Raw genomic sequence first — 12244 nt, forward strand, 5'->3', positions numbered from 1 at the left:
CGGCCAGATTCAAAAGCACCGTAGGCCTCCCAGTTTGCTGCGCGACAGCGCGGCGTCTGGACGACGGGGGATCTCCTACAAGACTTATGTGTCTGCGAGCTCAACCAACACCGCCCCCTCACTGACCATCTCGCCTTCGGCGCAATACAACGCCGTCACCACGCCCGCCTGTGCGGCGCGCACGCTGTGTTCCATCTTCATGGCCTCCAGCACCACCAACGGCGTGCTGGCTTCGACACGTTGACCGATGGCCACCAGCACCCGAACGATGCTGCCGTTCATGGGCGCGGTCAGGCCGCCGTGGACGCTGTGGCTGCTGTCGGCCGCTGCCATCTGGTCGAACACCGTGACCGCTTGAAGTTCGCCCTGCCATGCCAGGTACAACGTGTCACCCCGACGAATCGCCCGGTGCTGGCGGCGTACGCCATTGTGCTCGACGGTCAACTGTTCGCCGCTGAGGTGAACGGAGGCGTCATTCGCTCCGCGCAGGCGAACGTTGCGCTGTTCGGCGCCACAGTGCAGGTGCACGTCGATCTCGTTGGGCTGGCCGAAACGCAGGCCTCCGGCGCTGGACCACGGCGAATGCGGGTCGTCGTCCCGCACCCGCGTCGGCGTGCTGTGCACGTAGGCCTGGGCGGCGACCTGCCAGAAGGCGTCCGGCAGCGGCTGGGCAGGGGGCAGCAAATGCGCCTGATGGCGCGGGATGAAGTCGGTGTCCAATTCGGCGTTGGCGAACGCCGGGTGGGCGATGATGCGCCGCAGAAACGTCAGATTGCTGCGCAGCCCGCCGATGGCAAACTCATCGAGCATCGCCAGCAAGCGCAGGCGCGCCTGTTCCCGGGTCTCGCCCCAGGCAATCAGTTTGCCCAGCATCGGGTCATAGAACGGCGACACCACATCGCCCTCGGCCACACCGCTGTCGACCCGCCGCCCCGGCCCGTCTGCGGATTCCCGGTAGAGCGCCAGCGTACCGGTAGCGGGGAGAAAATCATGGGCCGGGTCTTCGGCGTACAGGCGCACTTCGATGGCATGCCCGCTGAGCGGCACCTGATCCTGAGTGATCGGCAACGCTTCGCCTTGGGCCACGCGGATCTGCCAGGCCACCAGGTCCAGCCCGGTGATGGCCTCGGTGACCGGGTGTTCCACTTGCAGGCGGGTGTTCATTTCCATGAAGAAGAACTCGCCCCGGGCATCCAGCAAAAACTCCACGGTGCCGGCCCCGACGTAACCGATGGCCTGGGCCGCGCGCACCGCCGATTCGCCCATGGCCTGACGTAATGCCGGACTCAGACCGGGGGCAGGGGCTTCTTCCACCACCTTTTGATGACGGCGCTGGATCGAGCAATCCCGCTCGTTGAGGTACAGGCAGTGGCCGTGCTGATCGGCGAACACCTGGATCTCCACGTGACGCGGCGTGAGCACGTACTTTTCCACCAGCATCCGCGCGTCGCCGAACGAGGACAGCGCCTCACGCTGCGCCGAGGCCAAGGCGTCCGCCAGGTCCTCGTCGCGCTCCACCACCTTCATCCCCTTGCCACCGCCGCCCGCCGTGGCTTTGAGCAGCACCGGATAACCGATGCTGGCGGCAGCGGTGCGGAAGGTCTGGGCGTCCTGCGCTTCGCCGTGATAGCCCGGCACCAGCGGCACGCCGGCTTGTTCCATCAGAGATTTGGCCGCGGACTTGCTGCCCATGGCGTCGATGGCCGAGGCGGGCGGGCCGAGAAAGATCAGCCCGGCCTGTTCGATGGCGCGGGCGAAACCGGCGTTCTCCGAGAGAAAACCGTAACCGGGGTGAATCGCCTGGGCGCCGCTGGCGTGGGCGGCCGCGATCAGTTTGTCGATCTGCAAATAACTGTCGGCAGCCTTGCTGCCCCCCAGATCGACAGCGATATCGGCCTCCCGCACATGCCGCGCGTCGCGGTCCGTGGCGCTGTGCACGGCGACGGTGGTCAGGCCCATGGCCTTGGCGGTGCGCATCACGCGGCAGGCGATTTCGCCGCGATTGGCCACCAGCAGCGTGGTCAGCGTGACGGGTTTGGTGGCGCTCATGCGGGCGAATCCCCTTTTTTATTGGACGGTTGCCAGGCGGGTGGGCGTTTGTCCAGAAAGGCGCGCAAGCCTTCCTGGCCTTCGGGGCTGACGCGGATCCGCGCGATAGCGTTCTCGCAACCGCGTCGCCGGGCCGGGGTCAGCTCACCGCTGCCCACCTCGCGCAGCAAGTCCTTGCTGGCGCGCATGGCCTTGGGGCTGTTGAGCAGCAGGTTCTCGACCCAGCGCTGGACTTGCGCCTCAAGCTCAGCCAGCGGGTAACACTCTGCCAGCAAGCCGATCTCCCGGGCCCGCCGGCCGTCAAACGCCTCGGCGGTCAGGGCGTAACGCCGAGCGGCGCGCTCGCCAATGGCCTTGACCACGAACGGGCTGATGACCGCAGGCGCCAGGCCGATCCGCACTTCGGACAGGCAGAACCGCGCGTCTTCGGCGCCAATGGCCATGTCACAGCAGCTGATCAGCCCGAGAGCGCCGCCGTAGGACGCGCCTTGCGCCACGGCCAGGGTCGGGACTTTCAGGCGCGCCAGGTTGTACATCAGTTCGGCCAGTTCCTGGGCGTCCCGCAGGTTGGTGTTGTAGTCCAGATTGGCCGACTCCTGCATCCAGGCCAGGTCCGCGCCCGCACTGAAATGCCTGTCGCGCCCGCGCAGCACCACAAAGCGCAACGACGGGTCAGCCTGCACCTGATCCAGCGCCAGGATCAGCTCGCGAATCATCAGCGCGTCGAACGCATTGTGTTTGTCCGGGCGGTTCAGCCAGAGCGTGGCAAAACCCCGTGGATCGTGTTCCAGCTCGACGGTTTCAAAATCACTCATGGTCAATCCCTGGGTTACATCCGGAACACGCCGAATCGGGTGGGCTCGATGGGCGCGTTGAGGGACGCGGAAAGGGCCAGGCCCAGCACATCGCGGGTTTGCGCCGGGTCGATGACGCCGTCGTCCCACAGGCGCGCGGTGGCGTAATACGGATGGCCCTGGGTCGCGTACTGGTCAAGGATCGGTTGCTTGAGCGCCGCTTCCTGTTCGGCGCTGAACCCTTGTCCGCTGCGCTCGGCCTGTTCGCGCTTGACCTGCACCAGTACGCCCGCCGCTTGCTCGCCGCCCATCACGCCGATCCGGGCGTTGGGCCACATCCACAGAAAGCGCGGCTCGAAGGCCCGGCCACACATGCCGTAATTGCCGGCGCCAAAGCTGCCGCCGATGATCACGGTGAATTTCGGCACGTTGGCGCAGGCCACGGCGGTCACCAGTTTGGCGCCGTGCTTGGCGATGCCGCCGGCTTCGTATTTCTGCCCGACCATGAAGCCGGTGATGTTCTGCAGAAAGAGCAGGGGGATGCCGCGCTGGCAGGCCAGTTCGATGAAATGCGCGCCTTTTTGTGCGGCTTCGGCGAACAGGATGCCGTTGTTGGCGAGCACCGCGACGGGGTAGCCGTGCAGGTGGGCGAAGCCGCACACCAGCGTGGTGCCGAACAGCGCCTTGAATTCATCGAACACCGAGCCGTCCACCAACCGGGCGAAGACCTCGCGCACGTCATACGGCTGTTTGGCGTCGGCGCTGATCACGCCGTACAACTCGTCGCTGGCATACAGCGGCGCGACGGGGGCGCGGACCTGTAAGTGGCCCTGTTTGCGCCAGTTCAGATGGGCAATGCTGCGCCGCGCCAGGGCCAGGGCGTGTTCGTCGCTCTGGGCGTAGTGGTCGGCGACGCCGGAGACCTTGCAGTGCACATCGGCGCCGCCCAGGTCTTCGGCGCTGACCACCTCGCCGGTGGCCGCCTTGACCAGCGGCGGCCCGGCGAGAAAGATCGTGGCCTGATCGCGGACCATGATCGCTTCGTCGGCCATGGCCGGGACGTAGGCGCCGCCCGCCGTGCACGAACCCATGACTACCGCGATCTGCGCAATGCCCTGGGTGCTCATGTTGGCCTGGTTGAAAAAGATCCGGCCGAAGTGCTCACGGTCCGGGAAGACTTCGTCCTGGCGCGGCAGGTTAGCCCCACCCGAATCCACCAGGTAAATGCACGGCAATCGGTTCTGTTGGGCGATGGTCTGGGCGCGCAGGTGTTTTTTCACGGTCAGCGGGTAGTACGAACCGCCTTTCACGGTGGCGTCGTTGGCGATGATCATGCATTCCACGCCTTCGACCCGTCCGATGCCAGCGATCAGACCGGCACCGGGCACGTCTTCGTCGTACACCCCATGGGCCGCCAGCGGGCTGAGTTCCAGGAAGGGCGAACCGAGGTCCAGCAGCCGGTTGATCCGCTCACGGGGCAGCAGTTTGCCCCGGGACGTGTGACGTTCCTGGGCTTTTTCGCCGCCGCCTTGTCGCACCCGTTCAAGCAGTGCCTGCAGCGCCGCGACCTGACTGCGCATGGCTTCAGCGTTGGCTGTGAACTCGGCGGAGCGCGGGTTGAGTTGTGTTTTCAGAATGGCCATAAAAACCCTGTTCTCGAAGACGGAAGTCGGGCTGCCAGACGCTCTCGCTTGCAGCTTTCCCCTTGCGGCTTGCAGCTCGCCTTATTTGGTCTCATTGAACAGCTCTCGCCCGATCAGCATCCGCCGGATTTCGCTGGTGCCGGCGCCGATTTCGTAGAGCTTGGCGTCGCGCAGCAAGCGACCGGCCGGGAATTCATTGATGTAGCCGTTGCCGCCGAGGATCTGAATCGTCTCCAGGGCCATCTGCGTGGCGCGTTCGGCGGCGTAGAGGATCACGCCGGCCGCGTCCTTGCGCGTGGTCTCCCCGCGTTCGCAGGCCTGCGCCACGGCATACAGGTACGCGCGGCTGGCGTTGAGTTGGGTGTACATGTCCGCGACCTTGCCCTGGATCAGCTGGAACTCGCCAATGCTCTGGCCGAACTGTTTGCGGTCATGGATGTACGGCAGCACCACGTCCATGCAGGCCTGCATGATCCCGGTGGGGCCACCGGCGAGCACCACGCGCTCGTAATCCAGGCCGCTCATCAATACCTTCACGCCGCCGTTCAGTGCGCCGAGGAGGTTTTCTTCCGGCACTTCCACATCATCGAAAAACAGCTCGCAGGTGTTAGAGCCGCGCATGCCGAGCTTGTCGAACTTGTTGCCCCGGGAGAAACCCTTCCAGTCGCGCTCGACGATGAACGCACTGATGCCATGAGCGCCCCGGTCCGGTTCGGTCTTGGCGTAGATCACGTAGGTGTGGGCGTCGGGGCCGTTGGTGATCCAGGTCTTGCTGCCGTTGAGCACATAACGGTCGCCGCGCTTGTCGGCGCGCAGCTTCATCGACACCACGTCCGAGCCGGCGTTGGGCTCGCTCATGGCCAGTGCGCCGATGTGCTCGCCGGTGATCAGCGGCGGCAGGTAGCGAGCCTTCTGCGCGGCCGTGCCGTTGCGGTTGATTTGGTTGACGCACAGGTTCGAGTGCGCGCCGTAGGACAGGGCCACGGACGCCGAGCCGCGACTGATTTCTTCCATGGTCACCACATGCGCCAGGTAGCCCAGCCCGGCGCCGCCGTATTCCTCGCTGACGGTGATGCCCAGCAGGCCCATGTCGCCGAACTGACGCCACAGGTCGGCGGGGAACAGGTTGTCGCGGTCGATCTGCGCAGCGCGCGGGGCAATCTGGGCGGCGACGAAGTGCTGGACCTGATCGCGCAGCATGTCGAGGGTTTCACCAAGGCCAAAATTGAGGCTGGGGTAGTTCATGGGGCGGGGTCCCTGTTGTTTTTGGATGCTGGCGGGCAGCAATGGGGTATCACCTTTACGTTAACGTAAGCCCGCGGGCGGAGGGATGTCAACGGGGAGTGCTGAACGGAGAAGCCGGGGGAGGGAGAGGTTTTTACCGAACGCCAGACAGGACGAAGGGGAGCCAAGGCTCCCCTTCCAGTTTGTGTTGCATGCTCTTTTTTGTTTTTAGGCGGTCTGTTGTTGTTTTTGGCAACCGGCCTCTTTTGCGTTTTTGAGCGACCCCAAACCGGGGTGAAGAGCAAACGTATTTTTTTGAGCGCTGATGCTGCTTTTACTGGCTGTCCATAAGAAAGCCTGTCAACCCGTTCTGGCGCTACCTGACGGTAGTTTTATTGTTCTCTAACCGGTTGTGAGGCCGAGGCCTCGAAAAGCGATCCACTCCAAAAAAATCTGTTAGCTGCGTCTCTGTCCGTGTTGTTCTTGTTATGTCAGAGCCGATACGTATTGTTTTTATTGGGTTGCTTCAGTTTGTTGTTTTTGTTGTACCTAAGACATAGCAGAAGCCATGCCAGTTTTCCGAAAGCCTTTTAAAACAGTCACTTGGTGTTTTGAGCAGGATTCAGAGCAACCCGATCAGGTTGCCAGTTGTTTCCGAGTTACCCGTTCAGCGACGTTCAATACGATAGAGGGTAACACTGTGTGACAAGTTGTCGCACCCTCAACCCGACAGACGTGCCTTAGCAACCCGGGATCCGTTGCTACGCTTTAACGCCGCACATATTTGCTGGCCCGCGCCAATCAAGGCGTCCAGGTCGATTCCGGTGTCGATGCCCAGGCCGTTTAGCAGGTACAACACGTCCTCCGTCGCGACGTTACCGGTCGCACCCTTGGCATACGGGCAGCCGCCCAGGCCCGCCACCGAACTGTCGAACACCTCGATCCCTTCCAGCAGGCTGGCGTAGACATTGGCCAGCGCTTGCCCATACGTGTCATGGAAGTGGCCCGCCAGCCGGCTTCGCGGAATGTCCCTGCCCACCACGTCGAACAGCGCCCGCGTTGCGTTGGGGGTGCCGGTGCCGATGGTGTCGCCGAGGGACACCTCATAGCAGCCCATGGCGACCAGTTCCCTGGCCACCGATGCCACGCGGTCGGCTGGCACGTCGCCCTCGTACGGACAGCCCAATACGCAGGACACGTACCCACGCACCTGCACCCCTTGCGCGTGCGCTGCTTCCATGAGGGGGACGAAACGCGCCAGGCTTTCGCTGATGGAGCAGTTGATGTTGCGTTGGGAGAACGACTCGGACGCTGCGGCGAACACCGCCACTTCCTTCACGCCGCAGGCAAGGGCGTCTTCGAAGCCTTTCAAATTGGGTGTGAGGGCAGCGTAGGTCACGCCGGCCTTGCGCTGGATCCCGGCAAACACTTCGGCGGAACCTGCCATCTGCGGCACCCATTTGGGTGAAACGAAACTGCCCACTTCGATATAGCGCAAGCCACTGGCGCTCAAAGCGTCCACCAGACGCACCTTGTCAGCCACGCTGATAGGGACGGATTCGTTTTGCAGCCCGTCCCGCGGACCGACTTCAACCAGACGCACCTGACGGGGAAGGGTCATGGCATCACACTCTTGGTGAATATCAGTTTAGGTATCAGCGTTAACCGGTTGATCTGTAACGGCTTTAAGCAGCGCCTGCTTGCAGCGTTCTTCGGCGGTGTCCAGTTCCAGCTGCATTTGCTGGATGTCGAGCAGCTGTTGCTCAAGCTGGGTGCGACGCTCGTTGATCTTGCCCAGCATGGTGTTCAGCTGCAGTTGATTGCCGCCCTCCGGGTCGTACAGCCCGATCAGTTCCCGGCATTCAGCCAGGGAAAACCCGATCCGTTTGCCCCGCAGGATCAGACGCAACGTGACCTTGTCGCGCCCGGTGTAGATGCGCTCCGTGCCACGTCGTTCGGGGGTCAGCATGCCTTGCTCTTCGTAAAAACGAATGGTGCGAGTCGTGATGTCCAGCTCGCGGGCCAGGTCGGAAATGCTGTAGGTCTGGGTGCTCATTGCATGAGGCTCTTCGCTGAAGACGTACGGCTAACCTACGGCGCACTTGACGTTAACGTCAAGATGACAGGGCGCAATGGGCTAACGGCTACGTGATGAGCAGACAACAGAATCCAAGTCAAGAATGATAAATCCTTTATATATCAGCTTCTTGAGATTAACTGCTCATGCTTTGTCGAGCACCTGTTCACTGGCCGTCACCCACTGGCACAGTTCGATGATCTGCTCGCGCATCCACCGATTGGCCGGGTCCTGGTCGGTGCTTTCGTGCCAGTACAGGTGGCTTTCCACGGTGGGCACATCGTTGACCGGCACGTACACGTAGTGCAAATCGTTGCGGCGGGCAAACCGCTCGGGCACGGTCATGACCATGTCTGTCTGCTGCAACACCTGGGACGCCATCAGGTAGTGCTGCGAGCGCAGGGCAATCTTGCGTTGAATGCCCATTTTGCCGAGGGCCAGGTCCACGTGACCGAGGCCGGCGCGTCGGCTGGAAATGTGGATGTGGGGCAGCGCCAGGTAGTCGTCGAGGCTGATGGTGTCCTTGCTGGCCAGCGGATGGCCCTTGCGCATGGCGCAGACGTAACGGTCTTCCATCAGCTTGACGTGGCGCACCTGCGGGTCGGTGTTGAGCGGCGCGTCGATGGCGAAATCCAGGCGCCCGGCTGCGAGCTCTTTGGTGGTCTCCCGGCGCTTGGACAGAAAGCTCTCGATCACCACCGCCGGCGCCAGACGCCGCAAGCGCTGGAACAGTGACGGCAGGATTACCGCTTCGGTGAGGTCGGTCATGCTGATGCGGTAGTGCTTGTTGGCCTGCAGCGGGTTGAAGATCCGGCTTTCCTGCACCGAGACCCGCAGCAGCGACAGCGCGTTGCGCACCGGGCCGATGATGTTTTGTGCCATGGGCGTCGGCACCATGCCTTGGGCGGTGCGCACGAACAGCGGGTCGTTGAAGGTGTCGCGCAGACGGGCGAGGGCGTTGGACACCGCGGGCTGGGTGATGCCGACGATCTGCCCGGCGCGGGTCAGATTGGCTTCGGTGTATATGGCGTCAAAGACGATAAACAGGTTCAGATCGACCTTGCTCAGGTTCATGGCGGCGCGCCTTCCATTGTTTTTGTTGTAGGAATAATCGCCCGATCATATATCGGTTATGAATGTTTATACACGCCGAGAATAGGTTAGATAAATGATAGGACGTGTTCTAGCATCGGCCGCAATGACCTGTTATCACCGCCCCAGAAGGTAGCTGCCATGGATTTCGCTTACTCCCCCAAGGTTCAGGCACTGCGCGAGCGCGTTACGGCGTTCATGGACGCCTACGTCTACCCCGCTGAGCCGGTGTTTGAACGGCAGGTGGCTGAGGGGGATCGCTGGCAGCCCACCGCCGTGATGGACGATCTCAAGCGCGAAGCCAAGGCGCAGGGGCTGTGGAACCTGTTCCTGCCGGAGTCCGAGCAGGGCGCCGGGTTGACCAACCTCGAATACGCGCCGCTGGCCGAGATCATGGGCCGCTCCCTGCTGGGGCCGGAGCCGTTCAATTGTTCGGCCCCGGACACCGGCAACATGGAGGTGCTGGTGCGCTACGCCAGCGAACAGCAGAAGCAACAATGGCTGGAACCGCTGCTGCGGGGCGAGATGCGCTCGGCGTTCGCGATGACCGAACCGGAGGTCGCGTCGTCGGACGCCACCAACATGGCGGCCCGGGCTATTCGCGACGGCGATGAATGGGTGATCAACGGGCGCAAATGGTGGACCTCCGGCGCCTGCGATCCACGCTGCAAGATTCTGATCTTCATGGGCCTGAGCGACCCGGACGGGCCCCGTCATCAGCAGCATTCGATGATCCTGGTGCCCACCGACACGCCAGGGGTGAAGATCGTCCGTCCGCTGCCGGTGTTTGGCTACGACGACGCGCCTCACGGCCATGCCGAAGTGCTTTTCGAGAACGTCCGTGTGCCGTACGACAACGTGCTGCTGGGGGAAGGGCGCGGCTTTGAGATCGCGCAGGGACGCCTCGGCCCGGGGCGTATTCACCACTGCATGCGCTCGGTGGGTATGGCGGAGCGTGCACTGGAACTGATGTGCAAACGCTCGGTCCAGCGCACGGCATTCGGTCGGCCGCTGGCCCGCCTGGGTGGCAATATCGACAAGATCGCCGACTCGCGGATGGAGATCGACATGGCCCGCCTGTTGACGCTCAAAGCGGCGTACATGATGGACACGGTGGGGAACAAGGGCGCAAAAAGCGAAATCGCCCAGATCAAAGTGGTCGCCCCGAATGTGGCCTTGAAGGTGATTGACAGGGCGATCCAGATCCACGGCGGGGCGGGCGTCTCCGGCGATTTCCCGCTGGCCTACATGTACGCCATGCAGCGCACCCTGCGCCTGGCAGACGGCCCGGACGAAGTCCACCGCGCGGCGATTGGCAAGTATGAAGTCGGCAAGTACGTGCCCCGCGAAGGCTGGCGTCAGGGCGTTAACGATGTATCGGCCTAAACCGGCCCCTTCGCGAACAGGTTCGCTCCCACAGGATTTGTGTCAGGCCGAGCCTTCAGCGGCGACCGGGCATCGCTGTGCAAATGCACGCCCCTGTAGGAGCTGACGACCAGCGGGAGGCTGCGATCGCGGTACACCTGACTCACCGCAATCGCAGCCTTCGCTCGGGCTCGGCATCTTCTGCAGAGATGTGTGCCGTACGACGATCACTTTAGGAGTGAGCTTGCTCGCGAAGCCGTGTTTCAAGCGACGCAGATGTGTCGGACTAACTCAACTCCAGCCAGATCGGCGCATGGTCCGAAGGTTTTTCCATGCTGCGCAGATCGTAATCCACGCCGGCGGCCATGATGCGGGGCTGCAGGCCGTGGGACGCCATGATCAGGTCGATGCGCAGGCCACGCTTGGGTTCGTCCTCGAAGCCGCGGCTGCGGTAGTCGAACCAGCTGAACTGATCGATCACTTCCGGGTACAGGTGGCGAAAGCTGTCCACCAGGCCCCAGCTCTTGAGCTTGCCCATCCACTCGCGCTCTTCCGGGAGGAAACTGCACTTGCCGGTTTTCAGCCAGCGCTTGGCGTTGTCCGGGCCGATGCCGATGTCGCTGTCTTCCGGGGAGATGTTGACGTCACCCATCACCACCAGCGCCTGATCGTTGCTGAAACGCGTCTCCAGCAGCGTCTGCAGGTTAGCGTAGAAGCGTTGCTTGGCCAGGAATTTGGTCGGGTGGTCGCGGCTTTCGCCCTGTGGGAAATAGCCGTTCATCACCGTGACCGGCACCCCGTTGCGGTCGGCATAGGTGCCCCAGATAAACCGCTTTTGCGCCTCTTCGTCGTCCGTATCGAACCCCTTGTGCAGACTCAGGGGCGGCAGGCGCGACAGCAGGGCGACACCGTAATGGCCTTTCTGCCCGTGAAAGTGCACGTGATAGCCCAGGGCCTCGATTTCCGCCTGGGGAAACTGCTCGTCGGACACCTTGGTTTCCTGCAGCCCGATGACGTCGGGCTGGTGTTTTTCGATCAGCGCCGCCAGCTGATGCGGACGGGCACGCAGACCGTTGATATTGAATGACACAATTTTCATACGCGGCAGTCCTGGCAAAAAACAAAAGGCGATGCTAGCCGACCTTCATCGCCACGGCCAGCGCAGTGGCCCGCGCCGACCTTCGCGCACGGCTGCTACGCTCAACGAGAACCGGCCGAAATAAAGCTGAACTGCGCGGTCGGCGCCGACTCGAAGCAGGTACGCCTTCCTTCCGTTATCCCGGACGCAGCTTTATCAGGGCGCGTCGTCAGCCCGAGGTCCCACCATGCCTGAACCCGTACATGCGCCCGCTCTCATCCGCCAGCTGGACAGCGGGTATTCGCGTGAGGCCCGCTCGCTGCTGTACCAGGCCTATCGCCACGAACCCAGCTTCGCCTACCTGTTCGAATCCGGGCGGTCGGGGTATGAGCACCGCGTGAGGTCGACGGTCAGAGAGTTGGTCAAACAGCATTTCTTCCAGGAGCTACCGGCGCTGGGACTGTTCGTCGAGGACCGCCTGATTGGCGTCGCGCTGATCGCGCCGCCGTCCCGCCGCCTGGGGATCACTGAAAGCTGGGCCTGGCGCCTGCGGATGATCATGAGTGCCGGCCTGCGTTGCACCCAACGCTACCTGGAGTATTACCACTCGGTGCTGGCCTGCTTGCCCTCGGAAGCGGTGCATGTGCTGCCGCTGATGGGCATTCATCCGGATTTTCAGGGCCAGCATTATGGCGAACAGTTGCTTGAAGCGCTCCACGAGTGGTGCGCGGTGGACGAACATTCCGAAGGCATCGTGCTCGACACCGGGAATGTTCACTATCTTGAGTTCTACAAGCGACACGGATACGAGGAAATTGGTGAGGTGGCTGTAGGGCCGATCCGCGAGCACGTGTTCTTCCATCCCAATCCTCAGGTTTCACTCGGGGCGATGGCGTGAATATCGGAAATTTCTGACCTTTTG

10 protein-coding genes are annotated in these 12244 nt (G+C 62.8%); 2 read left to right on the forward strand and 8 right to left on the reverse strand.

The features are described from left to right. Window positions 1–84: 84 nt before the first annotated feature. From ABQX22_RS25985 to ABQX22_RS26015, 7 genes are all read right to left on the reverse strand, one after another. A complete protein-coding gene (locus ABQX22_RS25985) occupies window positions 85–2049 on the reverse strand; it encodes an acetyl/propionyl/methylcrotonyl-CoA carboxylase subunit alpha (RefSeq protein ID WP_349802733.1) in 1965 nt (654 codons plus the stop codon). After that, window positions 2046–2864, reverse strand: a complete 819-nt coding sequence (locus ABQX22_RS25990) for a gamma-carboxygeranoyl-CoA hydratase (protein WP_349802734.1) — start codon at window positions 2862–2864, stop codon at window positions 2046–2048. The genes ABQX22_RS25985 and ABQX22_RS25990 overlap by 4 nt, the downstream gene beginning before the upstream one ends. Before the next feature lie 14 nt (window positions 2865–2878). Continuing rightward, on the reverse strand, window positions 2879–4486 hold the full coding sequence (locus tag ABQX22_RS25995; protein WP_349802735.1) for a carboxyl transferase domain-containing protein: 1608 nt from the start codon (window positions 4484–4486) through the stop codon (window positions 2879–2881). Between the two features lie 81 nt (window positions 4487–4567). Beyond that, window positions 4568–5731 (reverse strand): isovaleryl-CoA dehydrogenase, encoded by a 1164-nt coding sequence (locus ABQX22_RS26000; protein WP_349802736.1) that lies wholly within the window; start codon window positions 5729–5731, stop codon window positions 4568–4570. Window positions 5732–6431: 700 nt separating this feature from the next. Then, window positions 6432–7331: a hydroxymethylglutaryl-CoA lyase gene (locus ABQX22_RS26005; protein WP_349802737.1), complete on the reverse strand. Its 900-nt coding sequence runs from the start codon at window positions 7329–7331 to the stop codon at window positions 6432–6434. A gap of 27 nt (window positions 7332–7358) precedes the next feature. After that, window positions 7359–7766: a MerR family transcriptional regulator gene (locus ABQX22_RS26010; protein ID WP_349802738.1), complete on the reverse strand. Its 408-nt coding sequence runs from the start codon at window positions 7764–7766 to the stop codon at window positions 7359–7361. Window positions 7767–7931: 165 nt separating this feature from the next. Beyond that, window positions 7932–8861, reverse strand: coding sequence for a LysR family transcriptional regulator (locus ABQX22_RS26015; protein ID WP_349802739.1), 930 nt, complete (start codon window positions 8859–8861; stop codon window positions 7932–7934). 159 nt (window positions 8862–9020) lie between these two features. Here ABQX22_RS26015 and ABQX22_RS26020 point away from each other — a divergent pair, with 159 nt between their 5' ends. Further along, on the forward strand, window positions 9021–10265 hold the full coding sequence (locus ABQX22_RS26020; protein ID WP_349802740.1) for an acyl-CoA dehydrogenase: 1245 nt from the start codon (window positions 9021–9023) through the stop codon (window positions 10263–10265). Window positions 10266–10530: 265 nt separating this feature from the next. Here the strand turns inward: ABQX22_RS26020 and xthA are convergent, their stop codons facing one another. Next, on the reverse strand, window positions 10531–11343 hold the full coding sequence (xthA, locus tag ABQX22_RS26025; protein ID WP_349802741.1) for an exodeoxyribonuclease III: 813 nt from the start codon (window positions 11341–11343) through the stop codon (window positions 10531–10533). Between the two features lie 226 nt (window positions 11344–11569). Here xthA and ABQX22_RS26030 point away from each other — a divergent pair, with 226 nt between their 5' ends. Next, window positions 11570–12220, forward strand: coding sequence for a GNAT family N-acetyltransferase (locus ABQX22_RS26030; protein WP_349802742.1), 651 nt, complete (start codon window positions 11570–11572; stop codon window positions 12218–12220). Window positions 12221–12244: the final 24 nt, after the last annotated feature.

The sequence above is a fragment of the Xanthomonas sp. WHRI 1810A genome, assembly GCF_040202885.1.
Classification (GTDB): Bacteria; Pseudomonadota; Gammaproteobacteria; order Pseudomonadales; family Pseudomonadaceae; genus Aquipseudomonas.

Excerpts from the sequence above, each read along its gene's own strand:
- ABQX22_RS25995 (WP_349802735.1), bottom strand. The coding sequence starts at position 4,486 with ATGGCCATTCTGAAAACACAACTCAACCCGCGCTCCGCCGAGTTCACA.
- ABQX22_RS26010 (WP_349802738.1), bottom strand. The coding sequence starts at position 7,766 with ATGAGCACCCAGACCTACAGCATTTCCGACCTGGCCCGCGAGCTGGAC.
- ABQX22_RS25985 (WP_349802733.1), bottom strand. The coding sequence starts at position 2,049 with ATGAGCGCCACCAAACCCGTCACGCTGACCACGCTGCTGGTGGCCAAT.
- ABQX22_RS26005 (WP_349802737.1), bottom strand. The coding sequence starts at position 7,331 with ATGACCCTTCCCCGTCAGGTGCGTCTGGTTGAAGTCGGTCCGCGGGAC.
- ABQX22_RS26020 (WP_349802740.1), top strand. The coding sequence starts at position 9,021 with ATGGATTTCGCTTACTCCCCCAAGGTTCAGGCACTGCGCGAGCGCGTT.
- ABQX22_RS26030 (WP_349802742.1), top strand. The coding sequence starts at position 11,570 with ATGCCTGAACCCGTACATGCGCCCGCTCTCATCCGCCAGCTGGACAGC.
- ABQX22_RS26015 (WP_349802739.1), bottom strand. The coding sequence starts at position 8,861 with ATGAACCTGAGCAAGGTCGATCTGAACCTGTTTATCGTCTTTGACGCC.
- ABQX22_RS26000 (WP_349802736.1), bottom strand. The coding sequence starts at position 5,731 with ATGAACTACCCCAGCCTCAATTTTGGCCTTGGTGAAACCCTCGACATG.
- xthA (WP_349802741.1), bottom strand. The coding sequence starts at position 11,343 with ATGAAAATTGTGTCATTCAATATCAACGGTCTGCGTGCCCGTCCGCAT.
- ABQX22_RS25990 (WP_349802734.1), bottom strand. The coding sequence starts at position 2,864 with ATGAGTGATTTTGAAACCGTCGAGCTGGAACACGATCCACGGGGTTTT.